General features: G+C 70.0%; 22 protein-coding genes. 11 read left to right on the top strand and 11 right to left on the bottom strand.

What is annotated here, in order from left to right; all coding sequences use genetic code 11:
* Positions 1–56: 56 nt before the first annotated feature.
* The gene (locus ACFWNN_RS04450) at positions 57–1,214 is read right to left on the bottom strand and encodes a PucR family transcriptional regulator (protein ID WP_382438445.1); all 1,158 of its coding nucleotides are present in this window, start codon (positions 1,212–1,214) and stop codon (positions 57–59) included.
* 162 nt (positions 1,215–1,376) lie between these two features.
* Between ACFWNN_RS04450 and ACFWNN_RS04445 the strand changes: the two genes are divergently transcribed.
* Positions 1,377–3,158 (top strand): FAD-binding dehydrogenase, encoded by a 1,782-nt coding sequence (locus ACFWNN_RS04445; protein ID WP_382438444.1) that lies wholly within the window; start codon positions 1,377–1,379, stop codon positions 3,156–3,158.
* Here ACFWNN_RS04445 and ACFWNN_RS04440 read toward each other — a convergent pair.
* Both ACFWNN_RS04440 and ACFWNN_RS04435 read right to left on the bottom strand, forming a co-directional pair.
* Positions 3,155–3,757 (bottom strand): AAA family ATPase, encoded by a 603-nt coding sequence (locus tag ACFWNN_RS04440; protein ID WP_382438443.1) that lies wholly within the window; start codon positions 3,755–3,757, stop codon positions 3,155–3,157. The genes ACFWNN_RS04445 and ACFWNN_RS04440 overlap by 4 nt on opposite strands.
* 9 nt (positions 3,758–3,766) lie before the next feature.
* Positions 3,767–5,698, bottom strand: coding sequence for a potassium transporter Kup (locus ACFWNN_RS04435; RefSeq protein ID WP_382438442.1), 1,932 nt, complete (start codon positions 5,696–5,698; stop codon positions 3,767–3,769).
* Between the two features lie 691 nt (positions 5,699–6,389).
* Between ACFWNN_RS04435 and ACFWNN_RS04430 the strand changes: the two genes are divergently transcribed.
* From ACFWNN_RS04430 to ACFWNN_RS04405, 6 genes are all read left to right on the top strand, one after another.
* A complete protein-coding gene (locus tag ACFWNN_RS04430) occupies positions 6,390–6,671 on the top strand; it encodes a metal-sensitive transcriptional regulator (protein ID WP_382438441.1) in 282 nt (93 codons plus the stop codon).
* A 126-nt stretch (positions 6,672–6,797) separates the two neighbouring features.
* Positions 6,798–6,977 carry a heavy-metal-associated domain-containing protein gene (locus ACFWNN_RS04425; RefSeq protein ID WP_382438440.1) on the top strand — a complete coding sequence of 60 codons (180 nt, stop codon included), beginning with the start codon at positions 6,798–6,800 and terminating at the stop codon, positions 6,975–6,977.
* Positions 6,974–7,810 carry a hypothetical protein gene (locus ACFWNN_RS04420; RefSeq protein ID WP_382438439.1) on the top strand — a complete coding sequence of 279 codons (837 nt, stop codon included), beginning with the start codon at positions 6,974–6,976 and terminating at the stop codon, positions 7,808–7,810. Before ACFWNN_RS04425 ends, ACFWNN_RS04420 begins: the two co-directional genes overlap by 4 nt.
* The gene (locus ACFWNN_RS04415; RefSeq protein WP_382438438.1) at positions 7,800–9,992 is read left to right on the top strand and encodes a heavy metal translocating P-type ATPase; all 2,193 of its coding nucleotides are present in this window, start codon (positions 7,800–7,802) and stop codon (positions 9,990–9,992) included. The genes ACFWNN_RS04420 and ACFWNN_RS04415 overlap by 11 nt, the downstream gene beginning before the upstream one ends.
* A gap of 64 nt (positions 9,993–10,056) precedes the next feature.
* A complete protein-coding gene (locus tag ACFWNN_RS04410; protein WP_382438437.1) occupies positions 10,057–10,899 on the top strand; it encodes an SGNH/GDSL hydrolase family protein in 843 nt (280 codons plus the stop codon).
* 108 nt (positions 10,900–11,007) lie between these two features.
* A complete protein-coding gene (locus ACFWNN_RS04405; RefSeq protein WP_382438436.1) occupies positions 11,008–11,964 on the top strand; it encodes a class I SAM-dependent methyltransferase in 957 nt (318 codons plus the stop codon).
* Here the strand turns inward: ACFWNN_RS04405 and ACFWNN_RS04400 are convergent.
* A complete protein-coding gene (locus ACFWNN_RS04400) occupies positions 11,936–12,487 on the bottom strand; it encodes a DUF4386 domain-containing protein (protein ID WP_382438435.1) in 552 nt (183 codons plus the stop codon). The two genes, ACFWNN_RS04405 and ACFWNN_RS04400, sit on opposite strands and share 29 nt — an antisense overlap.
* A gap of 63 nt (positions 12,488–12,550) precedes the next feature.
* Here ACFWNN_RS04400 and ACFWNN_RS04395 point away from each other — a divergent pair, with 63 nt between their 5' ends.
* Positions 12,551–15,109, top strand: a complete 2,559-nt coding sequence (locus ACFWNN_RS04395) for a BTAD domain-containing putative transcriptional regulator (RefSeq protein ID WP_382438434.1) — start codon at positions 12,551–12,553, stop codon at positions 15,107–15,109.
* On the opposite strand, the gene ACFWNN_RS04390 is transcribed toward ACFWNN_RS04395, so the two are convergent.
* A complete protein-coding gene (locus tag ACFWNN_RS04390; protein WP_382438433.1) occupies positions 15,054–15,665 on the bottom strand; it encodes a TetR/AcrR family transcriptional regulator in 612 nt (203 codons plus the stop codon). The genes ACFWNN_RS04395 and ACFWNN_RS04390 overlap by 56 nt on opposite strands.
* A 72-nt stretch (positions 15,666–15,737) precedes the next feature.
* Here ACFWNN_RS04390 and ACFWNN_RS04385 point away from each other — a divergent pair, with 72 nt between their 5' ends.
* The 3 genes from ACFWNN_RS04385 to ACFWNN_RS04375 are packed head-to-tail and all read left to right on the top strand — an operon-like array spanning position 15,738 to position 19,119.
* Positions 15,738–16,595 carry a metal-dependent hydrolase gene (locus ACFWNN_RS04385; protein WP_382438432.1) on the top strand — a complete coding sequence of 286 codons (858 nt, stop codon included), beginning with the start codon at positions 15,738–15,740 and terminating at the stop codon, positions 16,593–16,595.
* Positions 16,595–17,506: a PDR/VanB family oxidoreductase gene (locus ACFWNN_RS04380; protein ID WP_382438431.1), complete on the top strand. Its 912-nt coding sequence runs from the start codon at positions 16,595–16,597 to the stop codon at positions 17,504–17,506. The genes ACFWNN_RS04385 and ACFWNN_RS04380 overlap by 1 nt, the downstream gene beginning before the upstream one ends.
* A gap of 2 nt (positions 17,507–17,508) precedes the next feature.
* Positions 17,509–19,119, top strand: coding sequence for an SDR family oxidoreductase (locus ACFWNN_RS04375; RefSeq protein WP_382438430.1), 1,611 nt, complete (start codon positions 17,509–17,511; stop codon positions 19,117–19,119).
* A gap of 48 nt (positions 19,120–19,167) precedes the next feature.
* Here the strand turns inward: ACFWNN_RS04375 and ACFWNN_RS04370 are convergent, their stop codons facing one another.
* The 6 genes from ACFWNN_RS04370 to ACFWNN_RS04345 all read right to left on the bottom strand — a co-directional run bounded on the left by ACFWNN_RS04370 (position 19,168) and on the right by ACFWNN_RS04345 (position 23,436).
* A complete protein-coding gene (locus ACFWNN_RS04370) occupies positions 19,168–19,605 on the bottom strand; it encodes a tetratricopeptide repeat protein (RefSeq protein ID WP_382438429.1) in 438 nt (145 codons plus the stop codon).
* A gap of 53 nt (positions 19,606–19,658) precedes the next feature.
* A complete protein-coding gene (locus tag ACFWNN_RS04365) occupies positions 19,659–20,093 on the bottom strand; it encodes a YbaB/EbfC family nucleoid-associated protein (RefSeq protein ID WP_382438428.1) in 435 nt (144 codons plus the stop codon).
* Positions 20,090–21,049, bottom strand: coding sequence for a hypothetical protein (locus ACFWNN_RS04360; protein ID WP_382438427.1), 960 nt, complete (start codon positions 21,047–21,049; stop codon positions 20,090–20,092). The genes ACFWNN_RS04365 and ACFWNN_RS04360 overlap by 4 nt, the downstream gene beginning before the upstream one ends.
* Positions 21,046–21,354 carry a hypothetical protein gene (locus ACFWNN_RS04355; protein WP_382438426.1) on the bottom strand — a complete coding sequence of 103 codons (309 nt, stop codon included), beginning with the start codon at positions 21,352–21,354 and terminating at the stop codon, positions 21,046–21,048. Before ACFWNN_RS04355 ends, ACFWNN_RS04360 begins: the two co-directional genes overlap by 4 nt.
* Before the next feature lie 70 nt (positions 21,355–21,424).
* On the bottom strand, positions 21,425–22,873 hold the full coding sequence (locus ACFWNN_RS04350) for a carboxylesterase/lipase family protein (protein WP_382438425.1): 1,449 nt from the start codon (positions 22,871–22,873) through the stop codon (positions 21,425–21,427).
* 56 nt (positions 22,874–22,929) lie between these two features.
* Positions 22,930–23,436, bottom strand: a complete 507-nt coding sequence (locus ACFWNN_RS04345) for a DUF4231 domain-containing protein (protein WP_382438424.1) — start codon at positions 23,434–23,436, stop codon at positions 22,930–22,932.
* Positions 23,437–23,480 lie beyond the last annotated feature (44 nt).

The raw sequence follows: 23,480 nt of genomic DNA, 5'->3' as shown, positions 1-23,480 counted from the left end.
CCCCCACACACATGAGACGAGAAGGGCCGGGGTCTACTACCCCCCCCCCCACTCCGCTAACCACACCCCCCACTCACCCACCCACCCGGGGCGGGCGGCTCGAGCCCCCCCCCCCGCCCCCACCAGGTGTGCAGCGTCGCCAGCACGTGGGAACGTGCGCCGTCCGGGTTCTCGCCCAGGTCGGCGCCGGTCAGCTCCACCAGCCGGTCGAGCCGGTACCGCACGGTGTTCGCGTGGATGTGCAACGCCGTGGCCGTCGCGCTGAGCCGCCCGCCGTTGTCGAGGTAGCACAAGGCCGTCACCACCATCTCGTGGTGGAACGTGCTCTTCGGTTCCAGTTGGCCCAGCAGCGAACCGGCCAGCGTCTCGGCCAGTCCCGGGAACGCCGCGAGAGCGGTCTCACCGGCGAGGTCGGTCAGGAGCTGGACGCCCAGGGAAGGCCCCGCCGCGGCCAAAGCCTGCGTGCACAACGAGTACGTCCCGCGCAGTGACTTCAGAGCTGTGGCGGGCGACACGACGAGCAGGTCGTCCGACCACGACGGCAGCACGTGCGTGAGCCCCGCCAGCCGCCCCTCGACCAGCCCGTACACGCCACCGAACACCTGCAGCCGCTGCTCCAGCGCCCGCGCGTGACTGGGATCGGTCACCCCGGACACCACGCAGTGATAGCGCCCATCAGGTCGTAGCCCGGCGCGCGCGAGCTCAGCAGCGTCCGGGAACTCGCCGGACACCAGCAGCCGCCGCAGCACCTGGGCGTTCAGATCGCGGGCCGTGCGCGAGAGTTGCAGCTCGGCCGTGTGATAGCCGCTGATGATGTGCCGTTCGACCGCGCCGACGTAGTGATCCAGGTTGATCATGAAGTCCAGGATCGTGCCGTCGTCGACCCCCAGCGACCGCGCGAGCTCCACGGCGGCCCTGATCAACTCGGTGCGCCCGGCGTGCACCCCGCGCAGCAACCCGGCCATCGACACGCCCTGAGCAGCGCGGTCGGCGCCCAGCGCCAGCGCCGCGGAGAAGTCGCCGTCGTCCGGCGTGCCACCGCGTTCGAGGTGCGCGATCCCCTCCGTGAGCAGGAACGCGATGTGCCGCCTGTTCTCCTCGGCGGGCAGCCGGGCGACCTCCGGCGAGTTGCCGCGCGCCGCGTCGACGACCCGTTCGACCACCTTGTCGTCGGCGGCGACGGCTTCGAGCACCTGGCGGACCATCGCGGACATACCCGGCACAGCGCCTCGCAAACCCCACGTTGTGTGACGGCCACAACACAGCCGTCGCCGTTTGGTGGCGGGACCCTATCCCCCGCTCTCCGGTTACTGGTTAGTTGCTTTACGCGAGAGTAATTCGCGTTGGCACCACCCTTCAACGAGGAAGGCCCTGGGATGTCACACGGGAACATCAGCCGCCGCAACCTCCTTGCCGCGAGCGGCGCGATCGGCGCCATCGCCGCGAGCGGGACGCTGGGGCAGGCAGTCGCCGGGGCGGCGCCGAGAGTCGACGCGGACGTGATCGTCATCGGCCACGGTCTCGCCGGTCTCGTCGCGACCTCCGAGCTGGCGGCCGCCGGCCGCAAGGTCCTGCTGCTCGACCAGGAACCCGAGGCCAGCCTGGGCGGACAGGCGTTCTGGTCGCTCGGCGGCCTCTTCTTCGTGAACTCGCAGGAACAACGCACCGCGGGCATCAAGGACTCGCTGGAGCTGGCGCGCGCCGACTGGTTCAACACGGCGGGCTTCGACCGCGGCGTGAACGATCCCCTCGGCGAGGACTACTGGGCCGCCAAGTGGGCGGAGGCGTACCTGAACTTCGCCGCCGGCGAGAAGCGCGACTGGCTCTACGGCCTCGGCGTGCGCTGGGTCCCGATCGTCGGCTGGGCGGAACGCGGCGGGCAGCTCGCCGACGGCCCCGGCAACTCGGTGCCGCGCTTCCACATGACGCTCGGCACCGGTCCCGGCGTGATGGAGCCGTTCGAGAAGAAGGTGCGCGACGCCGTCCGCGACGGCAAGGTCACCTTCAGGTTCCGGCACCAGGTCGACGGCCTGATCACGTCGAACGGCGCCGTCACCGGCGTGCGCGGCAGCCTCCTCGAAGCGAGCAGCGCGGCCCGCGGCACCCCCAGCTCCCGCACCAAGGTCGGCGACTTCGAGCTGTACGCGCCGATGGTCGTCGTCACCTCGGGCGGCATCGGCGCGAACCACGACCTGGTGCGCCGCAACTGGCCCGCCCGTCTCGGCCCCGCGCCGCAACGCCTGGTCACGGGCGTTCCCGCGCACGTCGACGGCCGGATGCTGGCGATCACCGAGCTGGCCGGCGGGCGGCTCGTGAACCGCGACCGCATGTGGCACTACACCGAGGGCATGATCAACCACACGCCGATCTGGCCGGGCCACGGCATCCGCGTGCTGGCGGCGCCGTCGTCGCTGTGGCTCGACGCCCGCGGCAAGCGCTTCCCCAACCCGGGCATCCCGTCGCTGGACACGCTCGGCACGCTGGAGCTGATCGGCAAGTCCGGCTACGACTACTCGTGGTTCGTGCTCAACAAGAAGATCATCGACAAGGAGTTCGTGCTCTCCGGTTCCGAGCAGAACCCGGAGATCACCGCCAAGAACCTCATCGCCTACCTCGCGATGCGCCTGCTGAACAGCACGCCGCCGCCGGTGAAGGCGTTCATGGACAAGGGCGTCGACTTCGTCATCAAGAACAACCTCCCGGACCTCGTCGCCGGGATGAACGCTCTCACCGGCCAGAACCTGATCAACCTCGACGACCTGCGCCGCCAGATCACCATCCGCGACCAGCAGGTCGACAACCCGTTCTCCAAGGACGTCCAGATCATGGGCATCCGGAACTCGCTGGCGTACAGCGGGGACAGCCTCGCCCGCACCGCGGGGCTGCACAAGCTCCTCGACGCGGGCTCCGGCCCGTTGATCGCGATCAGGATGAACATCCTGACCCGCAAGACGCTGGGCGGCCTGCAGACCGACCTCACCGGCCGGGTGCTCGGCTCGAACGGCCAGCCGATCCGCGGCCTGTACGCGGCGGGCGAGGTGGCCGGGTTCGGTGGCGGCGGCGTGCACGGCTACCGCGCGCTGGAAGGCACGTTCCTCGGCGGCTGCCTGTTCTCCGGGCGCGCGGCCGGCCGCGGTGCCGCCGCCGAAAGCGCCTAGCGGCCCACGTTCACGGGGTCTGCGGTCTCCCCTGTTGACCGCAGGCCCCGCACCACGTCCAGCACCTTCTCCCGCGACGACTCGGGGCTCTCGACGGCCGAGTCGAGCACCAGGTGCTCCTCGTCCCACGGCTCCCACAGCCCGCGCATCCGTTGCACGTGCTCCCACGGAACCGTTGCGTGCCAACCGGGAATGCCCCGGCTGCGCCCGGCGACGCGCGAGCGGTGCACCACCTCGTCCGAACACACGCACTCGACGCCCACGAACACGCCACCGAGCGTTTCGGTGAGCTCACGCCACTGGGCGCGCGCCTCGCGGGTGTGCCCGGCGACGTCGACGACGACGTCGATGCCGAGCTGCAGATGCCGGGCGACCAGGCCGTTGAGCTGCAGGTCCAGCACCTCGTCGACGTTCTCGTCGGTGATCGCGCGCGCCAGGATCAGCGACCCGAGTGTCCAGTCCATCGAGAAGATCGGCGCGCGAAGCTTCTTGGCCAGCGCTTCGGCGAGCGTGCTCTTGCCCGCACCGGGAATCCCCGCGATCAGCACGACCACCGGGCTCTCGGTCGAGGGCGCCAGCTCCAGGTAGGGATTCGTCATGTCCCTCACCTAAACATCGATGTGCGCGCCCATGATGACTGTTCGCTCTCGGGGCAATCCGAAGTGCTCGGCGGCGTCCGCCGTGATGTACGACGTGGCGATGAACAACCGCTTCCGCCACCCGGCCATCGTGCGCCGAGGCCCGCGCTGCAGCTCGATCTTCGACAGGAAGTAGCGCGCCTCGTCGAGGTTCAGCACGCCCTCGGTCCGCGCGGGATCCAGCAACGCGAGCGCCGCGGGCACGTCCGGCGTCTCCATGTACCCGAAGTGAGCGCTCACATGAATGATGCCGTCGTCACCGTGCCCGAGCTCGTCCACCTCGACGCGGTTCTCCTGCGCCACCCGCGGCACCGGCAACGTCTCGATGGACACGATCACCACCCGCTCGTGCAACACGTGGTTGTGCTCGACGTTCGCCCGCATCGCCAGCGGCGCGGTCTCCTTGCCACGGTTGAGGAACACCGCGCACCCAGGCACCCGAGTCAGCTGCTGTTGGTGCAGCTCCTCGATGAACGCCTGCAACGACCCCTCGGCCTCCCGCCGGGCCTTCGTCACGATCGCCCGCCCACGCTGCCAGGTCGTCATCACCGTGAACGCCGTGAGCCCGATCAACAACGGCAACCACGCCCCGTGCAACAACTTCGTCAGGTTCGCCGCCAGGAACAGCAGGTCCACCCCGAGCAACACCACACACCCGAGCCCGATCGCCCAGGCCGAGGCCCCGAACCGCACCCGCGCGATGAACAGGAACAACGTCGTGGTGATCGTGATCGTCCCGGTGACCGCCATGCCGAACGCAAACGCAAGCGCCGCAGACGTCTGAAACGCGAACACCAACGTCAGCACCGACACCAGCAACACCCAGTTGATCCACGGCACGTAGATCTGCCCCATCGTCGACTCCGACGTGTGAGCGATCCGCAACCGAGGCAGATAACCGAGCTGCGCGGCCTGCGAAGCCACCGAGTACGCCCCGGTGATCACCGCCTGAGAAGCGATCACCGTGGCAGCCGTGGCCAGCACGACCATGGGCCACCGAGCCCACTCCGGCACCAGCAGGAAGAACGGCCCGCTGATGTTCGCGGGGTCGTCCAGGATCAACGCCCCTTGCCCCATGTAACTGAGCACGCAGGCCGGAAACACCAGGAACAACCACCCACGAGCGATCGCGGACCGCCCGAAGTGCCCCATGTCCGCGTACAGCGCCTCAGCACCGGTGACCGCCAGCACCACAGCCGCCAAGGCGAAGAACGCGATGTCGAAGTGCCCGAACAGAAACCCGAGCGCATACGTCGGCGACAACGACTTGAGGATCTCCGGATGGCTGGCGATCCCACCGATCCCCGCCACCCCGATGACCGTGAACCAGAGGATCATCACGGGCCCGAAGAACCGCCCGACCACCCCACTCCCCCGCCGCTGCACGAGGAACAGCCCCACGATGATCACCGCGGTGATCGGCACCACGAACCGCTCCAACTCGGGCTCGACAACTTTGAGCCCCTCCACAGCGGACAACACCGAGATAGCAGGCGTGATCATGCTGTCCCCGAAGAACAGGGCAGCGCCGAAGATCCCCAACGCGGCCAACGTAGCCGCAGCCTTCCGCCCCTGCTTGGCCTTCCACCGCCGCAGCAAGGTGATGAGGGCCATGATCCCGCCCTCACCGTCGTTGTCGACCCGCATGGCCAACAACACGTAGGTCACCGTCACAACCACCGTGACCGACCAGAAGGTGAGCGACACAACCCCGTAGACGTTGTTCACGCTCACCGGCACCGGATGCGGGTCAGCCGGATTGAACACGGTCTGGATCGTGTAGATGGGGCTGGTCCCGATGTCGCCGAACACAACCCCAAGCGCGCCAACGACAACGGCCAACCGAACGGTGTCCCGCGCCAGCCCGGCCCGCGACGGCCCTGAAACCTGCTGATCAGCCACGAGCAACCCCCTAGACCGCCTGCTGCCCGCAAGATAACCGCGCACCCACCACCCCGCTCAGCACAACCGGGTGATCTTTACGCGTTCCTGACGCCTGGCCACGCCAGCGGTAGGGGCGAGGTTGCCGCACGCAGTGGGCGGGGCGAGGCGGCGGAGCGCATGGGTCCGTGGTGAGCCAAGACGGCTGGGCCTTGCCGAGCGCAAATGGCTTTAGGGGATGCGAAGCCGGAGGCGAGCCCGAACGAGCGTAAGCATCGCGATGGCGCAGCCGAGCGCCCGGCCAAGACCCGAGCGCAATGCCGAAGGCGAGGCGTCCTTACCTCTTAGCTCCGGTCAACCGGTAATGACGTGACGTGCCCACCCAACGTGCCCACGCTGCAAAGAGATTGGGGCTTGACTTTGGGTGCGAGGTGCTAGCCTCGCGGATCGGCCGGGCGCTTTTCAGCCCGGCTTTTAACGGCCGATGAGCGCCTCGCAAGGGCCCCGAAGTCAAGCCCCAATCTCTATCGACGCGCCAGCGGCGATGACGTAACCAAAGCTCGTCCGCAGTTGTCTTTGCACCCAAACCCAACCACCAACGCAAGGCGACCTTTGACATACCCATACCCCCCTAGGGTATAAAGAGAGGGCAGCCAACCGCACCCCCGGCATAACCAGCCGGCCGCGCGGCAGGCCGGAGAAGGAGCGAGACATGCACGGCTACGCCAACACCAAAGACGCCCACCTGCGCCGCCTACGCCGTATCGAAGGCCAGGTCCGCGGCTTGCAACGGATGATCGAAACGGACGAGTACTGCATCGACGTGCTCACCCAGATCTCCGCGGCGACCAGGGCGTTGCAGGCGGTCTCACTGGGGCTGCTCGACGAGCACCTCAAGCACTGCGTGAGCCAGGCCATCACCGAAGGCGGTTCCACGGCCGACGCGAAGATCGCGGAAGCCAGTGACGCCATCGCCCGCCTGGTCCGCTCCTAAATCCACAACGGGAGTTCCACCATGAGCGAATCCGTCCACTCTGAGTCCGTCCACTCTGAGTCCGTCCACTCTGAGTCCGTCCACTCTGAGTCCGTCCACTCTGAGTCCGTCCATACCGTGACCGGCATGACCTGCGGCCACTGCGCCGGCAGCGTCACCGAAGAAGTCTCCAAGCTCACCGGCGTCACGAACGTGGCCGTGGACGTGCCCACCGGCCGCCTCACGATCACCAGCACCACCGCCATCGCCCTCGACGACGTGCGCAACGCCATCACCGAGGCCGGCTACGAACTGGCCCCGCGATGAACACCGGAGCCAAAGTCGCCCTCTACGCCACAGCACTGGCCGCGATCTTCGGCGGCACCTGGGCAGCAGGCGCCGCCGCCGGCCCACCCGCACCCCCGCCGGCACACGCGGAACAAGCGCACACCGACACCCACGAACAGCCCCAGTCCAAGCTCCCACCAGGACTGTCCGTCGCGGACAACGGCTACACCCTGCGCCTGAACGAGACCGACCCGGGCACCTTCCACATCGAAGGCCCGGACGGACAACCCGTGACGAAGTTCGCCCTAGAACACGAAAAACGCCTGCACCTGATCGCAGTCCGCAGAGACGGCTCGAACTTCCAGCACGTACACCCACAGATGGCCGAAAACGGCACCTGGACCACACCGCTGACCTTCCCGGAAGCAGGCACGTACCGCCTCTTCGCCGACTTCAAACCAGAAGCAGGCGCCAAGACGACCCTAGGCGCGGACGTCCACATCCCAGGCAACTACCAACCACGCCACCAGACCGACAGCCGGACGTTCCAAGCCGACGGCTACGAGGTGACCCTCAACGGCGACCTCAACGCCGGCAAGGCATCGACCGTCCAACTCGACATCACCAAGGACGGCAAACCAATAACGAACCTGCAGGACTACCTGGGCGCCAAGGGACACCTGGTCGCGCTGAGGGCGGACGACCTGGCCTACCTCCACGTCCACCCCGAGAAATCAGACCAGGTGAAGTTCGCGGTGGAGGTACCGACCGCCGGAAAGTACGGCCTGTTCCTGGACTTCAAGCACGACAACACGGTCCGCACGGCCGAGTTCACGCTCACAACGCACGAGGAGGGCGGTCATGGCCACTGACACCATCGAGATCTCGATCGGCGGCATGACCTGCGCCTCCTGCGCCGCGCGGATCGAACGCAAGCTCAACAAGCTGGACGGCGTCGAGGCCTCGGTCAACTACGCCACCGAGAAGGCACGGGTCAGCTACACCAGCGACCTGACCCCGGAAGACCTCGTCAAAGCCGTCGAGGACACCGGCTACACCGCCGAACTCCCCACCACGAAATCCGAAGCCCCGGAGACCGACCCGACGAGGACGCTGAAAGAACGGCTGACCACCTCAACGGTCCTGTCCGTCCCCATCGTCGCCCTGGCGATGGTGCCGGCCCTCCAGTTCACCTACTGGCAGTGGCTCTCGCTGGCACTGGCCGGACCGGTCGTCACATACGCCGCGTGGCCGTTCCACAAGGCGGCGTGGACGAACCTCCGGCACGGCGCCGCCACCATGGACACGCTGATCTCCCTCGGCGTCGGCTCGGCGTTCCTGTGGTCGCTCTACGCGCTCTTCCTCGGCACCGCCGGCACCCCCGGCATGACGCACGGGTTCTCGTTCGCCATCGAACGCAGTGCCGGCAGTGGCAACGTCTACCTCGAGGTCGCGGCGGGCGTCACGACGTTCATCCTGGCCGGGCGCTACTTCGAGGCCCGCTCCAAGCGACGGGCCGGCGCGGCGCTGAAAGCGTTGCTCGAACTCGGTGCCAAGGACGTCGCGGTCCTCAGGAACGGCAGGGAGACCCGGATCCCGACCGCCGAGCTGAAGGTCGGCGACCGGTTCGTCGTGCGCCCTGGCGAGAAGATCGCCACGGACGGCGTCGTCGACGAGGGCAGTTCCGCGGTCGACGCGAGCATGCTCACCGGCGAGTCCGTGCCGGTGGAGGTGCGCCCCGGTGACACCGTCGTCGGCGCGACGGTGAACGCCGGCGGGCGACTGTTGGTCAAAGCGACCCGGATCGGGGCGGACACGCAGCTCGCGCAGATGGCGCGGCTGGTCGAGGACGCGCAGAACGGCAAGGCCGAGGTGCAGCGGCTGGCCGACCGGATCTCGGCGGTGTTCGTGCCGATCGTGATCGCGCTCGCCGTCGGCACGCTCGGGTTCTGGCTCGGCACCGGCGGTGGCGCAGGGGCGGCGTTCACGGCCGCGGTGGCGGTGCTGATCATCGCCTGCCCGTGCGCGCTGGGGCTCGCGACGCCGACCGCGTTGCTGGTCGGCACCGGACGGGGTGCGCAGCTCGGCATCCTGATCAAGGGGCCGGAGGTGCTGGAGTCCACCCGCCGCGTCGACACCGTGGTGCTCGACAAGACCGGCACCGTGACGACGGGCCGGATGAGCCTGGTGAGCGTTCACATCGCCGAGGGCGAGGACGAGACCGAGGTCCTGACGCTCGCCGGGGCGCTGGAGAACGCCTCCGAACACCCGATCGCCAGGGCCATCACGGCGGCGGCCGGGGAGGTGCCCGAGGTCGAGGACTTCCGGAACGTCGAGGGCCTGGGCGTGCAAGGTGTGGTGAACGCTCACGCGGTACTCGTCGGCCGGGAACGCCTGCTCACCGACTGGAGCGTCCGGCTCGACCCGGCACTCCGCGACCACAAGGACCGAGCCGAGAGCCAGGGACGCACGGCGGTCCTGGTCGCGTGGGACGGCAAGGCGCGCGGTGTGCTGGTCGTCGCCGACACCGTGAAGCCCACCTCGAAGGAGGCGATCGAGGGCCTGCGCCGGCTCGGGCTGCGTCCGGTGCTGCTGACCGGCGACAACAGGGCGGCAGCGGAGGCGGTGGCGGCCGAGGTCGGCATCGACGAGGTCATCGCCGAGGTGCTGCCCGCCGACAAGGTCGACGTCGTGAAGCGCCTCCAGGACGAGGGCAGGGTCGTCGCCATGGTCGGCGATGGCGTGAACGACGCCGCCGCGCTCGCCCAGGCCGACCTCGGCCTCGCGATGGGCACCGGCACGGACGTCGCGATCGAGGCCAGCGACCTCACCCTGGTGCGCGGTGACCTGAGGGCCGCCGTCGACGCCATCCGGCTCGCCAGGCGCACGCTCACCACGATCAAGGGCAACCTGTTCTGGGCGTTCGCGTACAACGTCGCGGCGCTGCCGCTGGCGGCGTTGGGCCTGCTCAACCCGATGATCGCGGGCGCAGCGATGGCGTTCTCGTCGGTGTTCGTCGTCAGCAACAGCCTGCGGCTGCGCGGCTTCCGCTGACACGACCCTCACGGGCGGTTTCGTAGCCTCGGCACATCAGTCTTCCCGACAACGAGGAGCAGTTGTGCCGAGGTTCGCCCTGGTCGTGACGTTGCTGGTGGCGCTGGGAGCGTGCACCTCGACACCACCGGAGCCGACCGCCGTGCCCACGTCGTCGTCCAGCACGCCACCGCCGGAAGAACAGGTGTACGTGTCGATCGGCGACTCCTACGCCACGGGCTTCAGCCCCGACGGCACCAAGGAGAGCTTCGCGCAGATCATCGCGAAGCAGCAGAACCTCAAGTTGATCAACCTCGCCTGCAACGGCGCCACCTCCGCCGACCTGGGCAGCAGACCCGCGTGCGGACCGGACGCCGGCGGCAAGACCCAGCTCGACGCCGCCGTGGACGCCCTGAAGGGCAGGAAGGCGGCCCTGGTCACGGTGGTGATCGGCGGCAACGACCTCACGCCGTGCGCGATCACACCGGACCCGCTGGACTGCGCGACCAGGACCGTCACCGGCATCCAGACCAACGTCGCGGGCGCGCTCGCCGAGCTGCGGGAGGCCGCGCCGGACGTCAAGATCGTCGGCCTGACCTACCCGGACGTGTTCCTCGGCGCGTGGGTGAACCCGTCGTTCCCCAACGGCAAGAACCTCGCCGGCGTGTCCGTCACGATGTTCCAGGACTTCAACACGAAGATCGCGGCCCAGTACGCCAAGTTCGGCGCGAAGTTCGCCGACGTCACGGCCGCGACCGGCGGCTACGGCGCACTGACCGAACTGGCGCAGGACCCCAGGTACGGGCAGGTCCCGGCATCGGTCGCCAAGGTGTGCGCGCTCACCTACTTCTGCGACCGCACCGACGTGCACCCGACGCCCGCCGGACACCAGGCGATCGCCGAGGCCGTAACGGCAGCGGGTCGCTGAGAGACGAACCAGGGCAGGGTTCTTCGCGTATTACCCGAAAGACCCTGTTGATCAGCTCAGGCCTCTGACAGGCTCTGAACCCGTTGCCACAACGAGGAAGAGTGCTTGATGACCGTGCTCCCGCACACGACCGACGCCCTGCACCGGCTCAGCGACGCCGTCGACGGCTTCCTGCGCGGTGAGCGGGAGCTGAACCTCAGCGACCCGTCTGCGCACATGATGGTCGGCGGCCGCCTGCACGCGCTCGGCGTGCAGATCCACCACGCCGTGCAGGCGGGAATCCCGGAGGAAGACGTCGCCGCGGTCGTGCAGCCCGCGCGGTCGGCATGTGCGCGTTCCCCTTTCATGCGCGACGAGAACGAATGGGCGCGCGGCTACCCCAGCGACTTCCGGCTGCTCGACCACGTCCTCGCGCAGAACGTCGAGGCGACGCCGGGCACGCTCGGCTGGCACGTCGAGACGCACCTGCAGGGCGTGGCGATCACCCACCAGCTGCGCAACCGGGTGCTGCACCAGACCAGGCTCATCGGCGACACCCTGACCGCCCAGCGGGGCGGTCCCGTCTCGATCCTGCTGATCGCCTCCGGCACCGCACCGGACCTGCGGCGCATCCCGCCGAACATCGTCCGGCCCGGCGACCGGTTCGTGATCACCGACGTCGACCCGGACGCGCTGGAGCTCGCGGAGCAGCGGCTCGGGCCGTTGCGCGACGCGACGACCACCTTCAGCGGCAACGTGTTCCGCGCGATCCCGAAGATCGCCGAGCAGGGCCCGTACGACCTGGTGCTGGTCAACGGCCTCTACGAGTACCTCAACGACCGTGCGGCCGTGCGGCTCACGGAGGCCGTGCTGACCAGGCTCGTCCGTCCCGGCGGCCTGTTCCACTTCTCCAGCCTCACCGGCGGCAACCCGTTCCGCTACGCGCTCGAGTACCTGATGGAGTGGCAGCTCATCGAACGCGACGAGCACGCCGTGCGGGCGTTGCTGCCGGGGTGTGACGTCCAGGTGGGCCACGACCAGACCGGGTTGGCGCTGCTCACGCACGTCCGGACCCGGCGGGGGTGACGTCCCGCGCCGCGGGGCGGAACCCCTTCACCAGCAACCACCCGGCCAGCACCATCTCGTTGAGCGCGAGCGGCACGAACAACGCGCCGGCCTGCGTCTGCGAGAGCACGTCGAGCAGCACGAGCACGGCACCGGCCAGGTAGGGCACGACGGCGACGAGCGCCCACACCGAGATCCACCGGGGCACGAGCCTCGACCGGAACAGCAGGACGTTGAGGAGCCCGACGCTGACGCAGAAGTAGATGGCGCTCGCGTGGCCCCACACCTCGTCGATGTGAACGTGCGCGAGCGGGGCGATGGCGGACATCAGGAAGACGACCTCGAGCGTCCTGGCGACGACGTAGCCCATCGCCATGCCCTCGCCGTGGGCCTTGAGGACCGGGAACAACGTCGGCGCGATGAACGCGATGGCCACGGCCATGACGAACACCATCACGCCTCTCGTCGTGCCCTGGGTGGCCGCGCTGACCACGCCCGCGGCCGTCGCGGTGATGAAGAGGGAACCAACCACACGTGCTGTCATGCAGCAGAGGCTCGCCCGCCTCGGTGTGCGACCGGTGTGCGTGCGGTGTGTGAGAATTCGCCGGTGCGGATCGGGGTGCTCGGTGGTGTCCGCGCCACCACCGACGACGGTGAGCCGATCGACGTCGGTTCGCCCAGGTCGCAGGTGGTGCTGGCGGCCCTTGCGCTCGCGCCCGGGGTGGCGTTGCCGGTGCCGCGGCTGATCGACCTCGTGTGGGGTGACGCTCCCCCTGCCACCGCCCCCAAGGCCTTGCAGTGGCACGTCGCGCAGCTGCGGAAGTCGCTGGGCGCCGAGGCGATCGCCCGGGTCGGTGCGGCTTACCGGCTCGACGTGCCCACGGACGTCTCGCGGTTCCTTGAGCACGTTCACAACGGGGACGCCGAGGCGGCGGTGGCGGCGTGGGGCGGGACGCCGTTGGCCGGCCTGGACGCACCGGGGCTGGCCGCGGCCGTCGCCAGGCTGGTCGAGGAGTGGCTGGGCGCGGTCGAGGCCGACTTCGGGCGCCGGGTGGTGGCCTCGCCAGGGGCGGTGGTCGGGGAGCTGTCGGCGTTCGTGGCGGACCACCCGGCCCGGGAGGGGCTCGCGGCGCTGTTGATGACGGCGTTGTACCGGACCGGGCGGCAGGCCGACGCTCTCGCGGTGTACCAACGGGTTCGGCAGCACCTGGTCGCCGAGCTGGGGGTGGAACCGGGGCCCGAACTGCGCGCCGCCGAGCAGCAGGTGCTGGCGCACGTGCCGGTCCCGGCTCCGGTGCTGATCGGGCGGGAGGCCGATCTCGCGGCGCTGGCGGACGCGCTGCGAAGTGCGCCGGTGGTGACGCTGGTGGGGCCGGGCGGGATCGGCAAGACGCGGCTGGCGTCGACCGCGGGCGGGGCGTTCGTGTCACTGGCGGAGATCACCTCGTCCGCCGACGTGCCGCGCGCCGTGGCGGACGCACTGGGAATCGTCGAACGGCCGGGGGTCTCAGTCGCGCAGGCGGTGGTCGCCGCGCGGCTTTCGTTGCTGGTGCTGGACAACTGCGAGCACGTGCTCGACGGGGCCGCCGCCTTCGCCGCCGCGGTGAGCGCGTCGGTCCGGGTGCTGGCGACCTCGCGGGAACGGCTTTCGGTGCCCGACGAACGGGTTGTCGTCGTGGAGCCGCTGGACGCCGAGGCGAGCGTGGAGCTGTTCGACGTCCGGGCGCGCGCGGCTGATCCTTCGTACACGGGCGACGCGGCGGTGGCGGAGCTGTGCCGCCGGCTGGACGGGATTCCGCTGGCCATCGAACTGGCCGCGGCACGGGTGCGGAGTCATCGGCCCGTGGAGTTGCTGGACCGGCTCGACATCGGCGTGCGGCGGACGGGCGCCGCGCGGCACCGAACCGTGCGGGCGGCGATCCAGTGGTCGTACGACCTGTTGTCGGCGGACGAGCAGGCGTTGTTCTGCCGGCTGTCGGTGTTCGCGGCGCCGTTCGGCCTCGACGCGGTGACGGACGACCACCTGCTCGGAGACCTCGTCGAACGGTCGATGCTGACCGTCCACGAAGGACTGTTCGGACGACGGTTCCGGATGCTGGAACCGTTGCGGCAGTTCGCTTCCTCGCTGCTGGAGGACCGAGCGACCGCGATGAACGAGCACGCGCAGTGGTGCCTGCGGCAGGTGGCGCACGCAGGCGAGCTGCTGCGCGGGCCGGACGAGGTCGAGGGCGTCGGACGGCTCGCCGAGCTGTGGCCGAACCTGCGGGTGGCGGTCGAGTGGGCGTTCGAGTCCGGACACCCGGAGCTGGTCGACGCACTCGTACGGCCCGTGGTCACCGAACTACCGCTGCGCGGGCGGCGCGAGATCGGCGACTGGGCGGAGCGGCTCACCGGCGGGTTCTGGCTGATCTGGGTCGCCGAGCGGAACATCCAGGGGTCGAGTCCGGCCGCCCTGCCCGACGTCCGGGACGACCCGCTGAGCCGGTACGCGCGGGCGTACGCCTCCGGGGACGGCCTCGGACTGGTGGCGTGCCTGCCGGAAGCCGTTGCGGCGGTGGACGATCCGCACCTGAAGGGGTTCCTGGAGCTGATGCCGTCCGGGACGCTGATCGGCGCCGGGCAGTTCGGGCACGTCGACCGCCGGGTCGCGGCGCTGGCCGCGCGGTACCGGGTGACAGGGCCGCCGACGCTGGCGCACTGGGCGTTGCAGACCCTCGGCTACAGCGCGATGTTCCAGGGACGCGAGCCCGACGAGTTCTTCGACGCAGCCGCCGACGTCGACGTGCCGCCGGGAACGTTGTCGGCCAACAAGACCACCGAGGCGCGGCGGGCGTTCCGCCGCGGCGATCTCGGCAGGGCGTTCGAGCTGCTCGGAGCGCACGTCGACGAGTTGCTGGAGACCGGCAACGTGGTCGCGGCCAGCGTCGTCGCCGTCGAGTTCATCGCGATCACCCGCGACAGCATGCCGGGCGAAGCAGCGAGAGTCCTCGGCTACCTCAAGCACGCCAACGACTTCGGCGCGATGGCGGCGGCGAAGCTCGTCCACGGCCTGACCACCGAAGCGTCCGGAATGGACGATCGAGAGGCGTTGAGGTACATGCGCGGGGCACTCAGCGCAGGCCGTGCGCGATCCGGGTCACGAACGCCGCCAGCCGGTCGGGCGTGAACTTCTCCGGGTCGGTGAGCACGAGCCGCCCGGACATCTCCGCCAGCGCCAGCATCGCGTGCCCGAGCAGGGCCGAGTCGAGGTCGTCGAGGCGGCCCAGCTCCTTGAGTCCCAGCGCGGCCAGGTCCTCGATCTGCGCCAGCACCCCGGCGCGGACCAGCTCGACCTGGGCGCGGAACTCGGCGGGCGTCCCCTCGGGCGGCAGCAGCACGAGCCGCCACCGGTCCGGCGCCTCCACCACGGCGTTCACGAACGCGCGGACGGCGTCGGCGAACGCGTCGTCCGGCGAGCGGGTGGCGAAGTCGGTGGGCAGCGCCGCGATGACCTGCTCGGTCGCGCGTCCCGCCTCGCGTTCGAGCAGGGCGCCGATGAGCTCGCCGCGGTTCGCGAACAGGTCGTAGAGCACGGGCTTGGTGACCTCGGCCCGCTTGGCCACCGACTCCATGGTCACGGTGTCGAAGCCGGCCGGGATCAGACTCAGGGCGGCGTCCAGCAGCTGCTCGCGGCGCTGCTCGGGAGGCAGCCGGCGGGCGTACTTGCGACGCGTTGTGTTCACGCGACCATATTGCTACGGTAGCGTAGCTTTCACAAAGCTACGCAGGCGTAGTAATTGGCGGAGGTACTTGCGATGGAGCCGGACAACCTCGTTCTGCAGCCGCGTGACGTGCAGTTCGACTGGTCGACCCTGCCGATGCACTGGGTCCCGGACGAGCCGGTGACCACGCACGTCATGAACGTCCTGCACCTGCTGCTGCCCGAGGGCGAGCGGTGGTTCGTGCGCACGTTCCAGCAGGCCGTGCCGCTGATCAACGACGACACGCTGCGCGAGGACGTGCTCGGGTTCATCGGCCAGGAGGCGATGCACGCCGAGGCGCACAGCGAGGTCCTCGACCACCTGCTCGCGAACGGCCTGGACCCGCGCCCGTTCACGCGCCAGATGGAGCACGTCTTCCAGCGCATCCTCGCGCCCACGCCGGGACTCGCCGGCGAGCAGGCGCGCGAGCAGCTCATCGAACGCGTCGCGATCGTCGCCGCCATCGAGCACTTCACCGCGTACCTGGGCGACTGGATGCTGAACGCCGACGCGCTGGACCGGGCGGGCATCCACCCGGTGATGCTGGACCTGCTGCGCTGGCACGCGGCCGAGGAGGTCGAGCACCGCAGCGTCGCGTACGACCTGATGTGCCACCTGGACCGCCGGTACGTGCGGCGCGCGCGGACGATGCTGCTGGTCGCGCCAGTGCTGTTCTGGCTGTGGGTGCGGGGCGCGCGGTTCATGGTGCGCGCCGACCGGACGACTCGGGTGCGACTGACCTGGCGTGAGGCGATGCGGGCGGGACGGCGCGGGTTGCTGCCGCGGCTGTCGGACATCTTCCGGGCGTTCCTGCGGTACTTCCACCCGGCCTACCACCCGCGGCAGGAAGGCTCGACGTCGCAGGCGATCGCGTACCTGGCGAGCTCGCCGGCGGCGCGGGAGGCGCACTGATGTCGCGAGGTTCCGCGCTGGGCGGCCTCACCCGGTTCGGGGCCTTCTACGACGCCGCCGTCACCCGGTTCGGCGGGCGCGCCCGGCCCGGACCGACCCGGGATGCCTTGTGGCTCACCGTTGTCGAACGCTCACACGTCGCCGACGGGGTGGTCAGCCTGCGGTTCGGCGGCACGGGACTGCCCGCCTGGCAGCCGGGGTGCCACGTCGACCTGCACCTGCCGTCCGGGCTGCGGCGCCAGTACTCCCTGTGCGGCGATCCGAGCGAGAACACCTACCGGATCGCGGTGCGCGAGGTCGGCGAGGGATCCCGTGAGGTGCAGGCGTTGCAGGTCGGCGACCGCGTCCAGGTGCGGGGGCCGCTCAACGCGTTCCCGTTCGCCGGCCTCGGACCGGTGGTGTTCGTGGCGGGTGGGATCGGGATCACCGCGATCCTGCCGATGGTGCACGCGGCGGCACGGGCCGGGCTCGACTGGCGGCTCGTCTACTGCGGCCGGTCGAGGACGGCGATGCCGTTCCTGGACGAACTCCCCGCCGGACCCGTGGACGTGCGCATCGGACGGGGTGGCCCGCTTTTGCAGGACGCCCACCCGCGTGGGGCGGTGTACTGCTGCGGCCCGTCGTCGATGCTGGAGCAGGTGCGGGACGAGTTCGCGTCGCGGTGGCTGCACTTCGAGCGGTTCAGCCCGCCGCCGATCGTGGACGGACGGCCGTTCGCGGTCGAACTGCGGCGCAGCGGCGTGACCCTCGACGTGCCGGCCGACCGGTCGGCGCTGGACGTGATCAGGGACTTCCGCCCGTCCGTCGCCTACTCGTGCCGGCAGGGGTTCTGCGGCACGTGCGACGTCGGCGGCGTGCGGATCTGCGTGGACCGGCCCGACGGCGACCGACTGGTGTTGGAGGAACTGTGAAGGTGCGTTCGGGGGAAGTCGAGCTCGCCGTGCAGGTGCGCGGCGACGGGCCGACCGTGGTCCTGGTGCACGGGTATCCGGACACGCACGAGGTCTGGGACCGGGTGGCGGCGTTGCTGGAGAAGGACTTCCGGGTCGTCACCTACGACGTGCGCGGCGCCGGCGAGTCCACCGCGCCGTCCACTGAGGACGGCTACCGGCTGGAACGGCTCGCCGCCGACCTGTTCGCGGTGATCGACGCGGTCAGCCCGGACGAGCCGGTGCACGTCGTCGGGCACGACTGGGGGTCGATCCAGTCGTGGGAGGCCGTGACGACGCCGGGCGCGCGGATCGCCACGTTCACGTCGATCTCCGGGCCGTGCCTCGACCACATGGGCCACTGGAGCCGCAAGGGCCTGTCGCTCGCGCACCTCCGGCAGTTCGTCCGCTCCTGGTACATCGGCGCGTTCCACCTGCCGGTGCTCGCGCCGTTGTTCTGGCGGCTCTACCTCGGGCCGCGCTGGGGCGCCGTGCTGCGCCGGCTCGAAGGCGTCAAGGTCACGCCCGCACGCACGATCACGCGGGATGCCGTGCGCGGGATCTCGTTGTACCGGGCCAACATCCGCCAGGTGATGCGGTCACCGCGGCACCGGCTCGCGCCCATGCCGGTGCAGGTGATCCAGCCGACCCGGGACCGGTACATCCGCACCGAACCGCTCGACCTCGAACGCTGGGTGCCGTCGCTCACCCGGCGCAGGATCGCGGCAGGCCACTGGGCACCGCTCAGTCATCCGGCACCCCTGTCCCGGATGATCAGCGAGTTCGTCACCGACTCCACGCCGAAGCGCGAGCTCGTCGTGATCACCGGTGGCGGCAGCGGGATCGGCCGGGCCACGGCGGTCGCGTTCGCCGAGACCGGCGCGAAGGTGATCGTGTCCGATGTGGACTTCCGCGCCGCCAAGGAGACCGCCGACCTCACCAACGGCCACGCCTACGAGGTGGACGTGCGCTCCGAAGAAGCGGTGCGGGCGTGGGCGCGGCAGGTCGCGGACGAGCACGGCGTGCCCGACGTGGTCGTGAACAACGCCGGCATCGGCCACTCCGGGTCGTTCATGTCGACCTCGACCGAGCAGTGGCAACGGGTGCTGGACGTCAACCTGTGGGGCGTCGTGCACGGCTGCCGGGCGTTCGGCGAGCTGATGATCGAACGCGGCGAGGGCGGTCACGTCGTGAACCTGTCCTCGGCGGCGGCCTACCTGCCGTCGAAGATCCTCTCGGCGTACGCCACCAGCAAGGCGGCGGTGTTCATGCTGTCGGACTGCCTGCGCGCCGAGCTCGCCCCGCACGCCATCGGGGTCAGCGCGATCTGTCCCGGCCTGGTGAACACGAACATCACGAACACCACGACGTTCTCCGGTGTCAGCAACGAAGAAGAACGCCGCAAGCAGGATCGGGCGACGAAGATCTACGCGCGGCGCGGGTTCGGGCCCGAGGGAGTGGCGCGGGAGATCGTGCGCGCGGTGCGACGCAACCGGCCGGTGGTGCCGGTGACCGCGGAGGCCAAGGCGGCGAGGCTGGCCAGCCGTGCTGTGCCGGGACTGCTGCGCAGCTTCGCCAAGCTGGACGTGGGCTAGGGGGAGGGTGAGGGGACGGCCTGACCAACCGTCCCCTCGCACGTTCGCCTAGACCTCGGCCAGGTCCCCGCCGAACGCGGCCGCGAGCCGCAGCCAGGGTGCGGCCTCCTCAGCTCGTCCCTGCCGTTCGAGGGTCCTCCCCAGCAGCAGGTGGGCGTAGTGCTCGACCGGGTCGCGGTCCACGATCACGCGGAGCTGCGCCTCGGCCTTGCCCAGCTGCGCGGAGTGGTAGTAGGCGCGGGCCAGCAGCAGGCGGAGGTCCGTCTGGAACGGGACCTCGTCCGCCACCTCGGCGAGCAGCTGCGCCGCCTTGATGTAGTCACGGGACTCGAACAGCGCCTGTGCGCGCTCCCACTTCTCGGCGGGAGTCTCGACGTGGTCCGGGTCGAACAGGTGCCGGACCGTGATCCAGCGATCTGCCGCCACTTCACCGTTCGGCTGGTAGGCGTTGAATCCCGTGCTGTCGTGCACGGAGTACTCGTTCATGAGGAGAACCTCCCTTCCGGTCGCGTACAACGCGTCCGGCGGGCAGGTATTCCCTACCAGCCCTGCTCGCGCAGGATCGGCCGGTCCTGCTCCTCCTCGACGGGCGCGGGTCGCCGCCGCACCGGAGGCGGCGGTGCCACGACGGGTTCCGGCAGCAACGACGGCATCTGCTTCAGCACGCCTTCGTTCTGCAGCTGCTCGTAGTTGCGCCGGACCGCCGCGCGGGGACCGGCAGCGGCCTGCTGCGTCACCGATGTGATCAACGCGGCCAGCTCGCGCGGGTCCAGCTGACGGACGCCGGGCGCGAGGAACAGCCCGGTGAGCATCCCGCCCGCGTCGACCCGGGCCCGCACCAGACCGTCCGGAGAGGACGCTTCGCCGATCTCGGCCGCCGACTGCCGTTGCACCGCCTCCAGGGCGTCCCGGCGGCGCTTCGCCTTCTCCAGCAGGAAAGAACCCTGCGCGGCCAGTTCACGTGGCGAGGTCATCGCATCACCTGCTCCGGGTAGACGTCGGTGCCGTGCTCGTCGATGTCGCTCTCCGGGCCCTTCTCCGGCTTCGGCTCCTCGACCAGCGGACCACCGGGGGCGGGAACCGGGTGTCCCCGTTGGAACTCCTCCGACAGCGAGAAGTCGTCGGGGTCGAAGCTCGGGGCCGTGATGATCTGCGGACGGGCCGGGCGCACCTCGCCGAGCTTCGTGCCGGTGATGTCCTCGGTCAGGTCGCGGAAACCCTTCTCGATCTTCGCGCGGGCCCGGTTCACGCCGTGGACGATGTCCTCGCCCTGGTGGACCAGGCTCGTCATGATCTCGAAGTAGCTGGACGCGCCCATCTGCTCGATCTCGATGCCGATACCACCGCCCAGCGCCGCCACGACCAGGCCGGTCGCTCCCCCGGCGGTCGCGAACGTGCCGATCAGCGCGACGAACGCCGACGCGATCGCCAGACCGATCTTGGCCTGGGTCTGCTCCTCCGCCTCCATCGCGGCGATCCACCGCTGCACGAGCGCCACGACGTCCCGGCGCATCGACAGGACGAGGCTGCGGTAGGCCTCGACCAGCAGGCTCACGCCCACCAGTGCGTTCTCGTACTTCCTCGACGCCTCCTTCATCGAGGCGAGGTAGACCTCGAAGTCGTCGGCCGCGGTGCCGTGCCAGGTCTTCAGGGCGCCCTGGACCAGCTCGAGGTGCTTCTCGTTCACCGCGATCATGAGGTCACGGCTGTCGCGCAACGCGTCCGCGATCTCGTCAGCAGGGTGCTGCGAGCCGGACGAGAAGCAGCGGAAGATCTCCTCCATCCGCGGCGTGTAGTTCGAGAGCTGCTCCTCCTCGCCCTCCATCTCGGCCCAGATCCTGAGCATCTCCCGGCAGGCGGGACCGAGTTCGTTCATGGCGGCGAGCCACTCGGAGTCGCTCTCGACGTCGACCTCGAACGAGCCGGTCATGCCTGACCGTCCGCTTCGCGGTAGCGCTGCGCGATCTCCCGCAACGCCTCCCCCACCAGCCGCGCCGTCTCGGCGTTGTCGGCGGCGATGCGGCCCAGGAAGCCGGCCGTCACCCTCCACTCGTCCCCGACCTGGTCGTAGAGGTGACGGCCGCCCTGGCCGTCGCCGCTGTAGAACGCGTCGTTCTCCTTCTCGGTGGCGCCCTTGATCCAGAGGTGCACGGACTCGAACGAGCCCGCGACGTGCGTCTCCATGACCTTCGCGGCGTCCACGAGGTTCCCCACCTCGACGGCGAATGAGCTCATGCACCGCAAGCTAGACCCGCTCGCAAGATCACCGTCGCGGAACGGGCGAACACGGCACAAAGCGTGGGTTCTAGTCCCGCACAACGGAGATCACGTCGAAGACGTGCTCTGTCCAGATCTGCCGGGACACCTCCTCCGGGTAAGCGACGACCTCGTCCCGCTCGCCGAACACCCGCGTCAGCCGGTTCTCCAGGTCGTAGGCGGGCCACGGGTCACCGTGCAGTGCAAACCCCGTCCACGCCGTCCGCATCCGCGCCGACACCTCCTCCATCACCGAGGTGACCTCCCCGAGCACCGCCGCCGTCCCGCCCACGTCCAGGTTGCCGAACACCAGCGGCACGTCCAGGCCGTGGCAGGCGAGGAACATCTCGGTCGGCGCGTAGGTCACCTCGTAGACGTGCGCCCGTCCGCCACCGGCGAGCTGGGCCTCCGCGAGGTGCAGCGACGGCATGCGGAACAGCCTGTCCGAGCACACCGCCTCGAACAGCTCCTCCGGCGCCAGGTCCGGATAGGTCAGACCAGGCGCGAACAACTCCAGCGCCTGCGCCGCCTGCTCCGCGGTGACCTGGCCGACCAGCCCGTCCAGCACGGACAACAGCCGTTGCTCGTCCCGCGTGTGCCCGGTGACCAGCTCGACCTCCCGCCCCGCACCGGCCTTCAACGCCTCCCACGGCGTCACCGGCAGCACGTCACCGTCGACCACGGGCGCGAACGGGATCCGCTTGTGCGCCGCCGGGCCCCACCGGGTGTACTGCCTCATCTTCGCCATGACCTCGTCACCGGCGGCCGTCAGCATCTCCGGTTCCACAGTGGACAGATCGGCGACGGTCGCGCGCAACCCCAGTTCGGCGGCGCACACCGAGGCGATGTCGGCGGCCAGGTCCGGCGCGAAGAACACCCCGGGCACGCTGCTCGCGATCGCCCGGTGGAACAGCCCGGAAGCGCGAGGCATGGCGAGCAGCGCCGCCACCGATCCCCCGCCCGCCGACTGCCCGAAGACCGTCACGCGCTCCGGATCCCCGCCGAACGCGCGGATGTTGGCGCTCACCCACTCCAGCGCGGCGACCTGATCGAGCAGGCCCCGGTTCGCCGGAGCGCCCTCGACCTGCAGGAACCCCTCGACACCGACCCGGTAGTTGAACGTGACCACGACGACGCCGCCCGACGCGAGCCGCGTGCCGTCGTACTCGGGCAGCCCGGACGTGCCGACCGTGTAGGCACCGCCCTGGATCCACACCAGCACCGGCAGCCCGCCCGACAGGTCGGGCGACCACACGTTGACGGTCAGCCACTCGTCCCCGGCCACGCCGATGCCGTTCATCCCGAACACCCCGGCCTGCGGTGGCGGCGGCCCGAACGCCACCGCGTCCCGCACGCCGTCCCACGGCACCACCGGCCGCGGCGCCGCGAACCTGCCCTCCCCGACCGGAGGTGCCGCGAACGGGATGCCGCGGAACACCGCCGTTCCCGCCTCGACCGTGCCGCGAACCGTTCCGCCGGTGACCCTTGCTTCGACCATGGCGGAATCGTCAGCGCACCCCCGGCGGGAACGCCAGGCATTTACCGCTCAGCGGATCAGGACTTGGCGCCGTTGAGGTCCGGGAACGCCAGATCCTTGAAGTACCGGGTGGCCTCCAGCTTCCTGAGCTCGCCGAGCCGGTCGATGAACGCGCTCGCGGCCTTCTCCTGCACCGCGCGCTGCTCCGGCTCGTCCGACGCGGGGAAGTTGCCCGGCGTGGCCTTCCACTCCAGGTAGGCCGCCGTCACGGCCATCTCGCTGTTGCGCAGCAGCACCCACGACTGGTCCCAGCGGTAGAACGCCCGCAGGCCCGTCAGCCCGGCCACGAGGAGGCCGGCGAGTGAGATCGTCAGGGCCTTGCCGGGGTAGTCGAGGCTCGTCGGCACGGGCAGCGCGGCGCCGACGACGATCACCAGCGTCCCGCTGAGCCGGTAGAACCGCCGGTGCCAGTGCGCGCGGGCGTCGTAGAACGTCCGCAGCCACTGGCCGTACGCGTCCGCGGTGGCGATCACCCCGCCGTTCATCTCCGCGATGTGCACCGGAAACGCAGGGATGGACTTCATGTCGGTTCCCCCCTCAAGGAACTGAACTCCGGTCCCCTCAACGA

The organism is Lentzea sp. NPDC058450 (assembly GCF_042721395.1).
Lineage (GTDB): Bacteria > Actinomycetota > Actinomycetes > Mycobacteriales > Pseudonocardiaceae > Lentzea.
Note: the sequence above shows the minus strand (reverse complement) of the source record. Positions and strands in the feature narration are given on the sequence as shown.

Excerpts from the sequence above, each read along its gene's own strand:
- ACFWNN_RS04450 (WP_382438445.1), bottom strand. The coding sequence starts at position 1,214 with ATGTCCGCGATGGTCCGCCAGGTGCTCGAAGCCGTCGCCGCCGACGAC.
- ACFWNN_RS04445 (WP_382438444.1), top strand. The coding sequence starts at position 1,377 with ATGTCACACGGGAACATCAGCCGCCGCAACCTCCTTGCCGCGAGCGGC.
- ACFWNN_RS04440 (WP_382438443.1), bottom strand. The coding sequence starts at position 3,757 with ATGACGAATCCCTACCTGGAGCTGGCGCCCTCGACCGAGAGCCCGGTG.
- ACFWNN_RS04430 (WP_382438441.1), top strand. The coding sequence starts at position 6,390 with ATGCACGGCTACGCCAACACCAAAGACGCCCACCTGCGCCGCCTACGC.
- ACFWNN_RS04425 (WP_382438440.1), top strand. The coding sequence starts at position 6,798 with ATGACCTGCGGCCACTGCGCCGGCAGCGTCACCGAAGAAGTCTCCAAG.
- ACFWNN_RS04420 (WP_382438439.1), top strand. The coding sequence starts at position 6,974 with ATGAACACCGGAGCCAAAGTCGCCCTCTACGCCACAGCACTGGCCGCG.
- ACFWNN_RS04415 (WP_382438438.1), top strand. The coding sequence starts at position 7,800 with ATGGCCACTGACACCATCGAGATCTCGATCGGCGGCATGACCTGCGCC.
- ACFWNN_RS04405 (WP_382438436.1), top strand. The coding sequence starts at position 11,008 with ATGACCGTGCTCCCGCACACGACCGACGCCCTGCACCGGCTCAGCGAC.
- ACFWNN_RS04400 (WP_382438435.1), bottom strand. The coding sequence starts at position 12,487 with ATGACAGCACGTGTGGTTGGTTCCCTCTTCATCACCGCGACGGCCGCG.
- ACFWNN_RS04385 (WP_382438432.1), top strand. The coding sequence starts at position 15,738 with ATGGAGCCGGACAACCTCGTTCTGCAGCCGCGTGACGTGCAGTTCGAC.
- ACFWNN_RS04380 (WP_382438431.1), top strand. The coding sequence starts at position 16,595 with ATGTCGCGAGGTTCCGCGCTGGGCGGCCTCACCCGGTTCGGGGCCTTC.
- ACFWNN_RS04370 (WP_382438429.1), bottom strand. The coding sequence starts at position 19,605 with ATGAACGAGTACTCCGTGCACGACAGCACGGGATTCAACGCCTACCAG.
- ACFWNN_RS04365 (WP_382438428.1), bottom strand. The coding sequence starts at position 20,093 with ATGACCTCGCCACGTGAACTGGCCGCGCAGGGTTCTTTCCTGCTGGAG.
- ACFWNN_RS04360 (WP_382438427.1), bottom strand. The coding sequence starts at position 21,049 with ATGACCGGCTCGTTCGAGGTCGACGTCGAGAGCGACTCCGAGTGGCTC.
- ACFWNN_RS04355 (WP_382438426.1), bottom strand. The coding sequence starts at position 21,354 with ATGAGCTCATTCGCCGTCGAGGTGGGGAACCTCGTGGACGCCGCGAAG.
- ACFWNN_RS04350 (WP_382438425.1), bottom strand. The coding sequence starts at position 22,873 with ATGGTCGAAGCAAGGGTCACCGGCGGAACGGTTCGCGGCACGGTCGAG.
- ACFWNN_RS04345 (WP_382438424.1), bottom strand. The coding sequence starts at position 23,436 with ATGAAGTCCATCCCTGCGTTTCCGGTGCACATCGCGGAGATGAACGGC.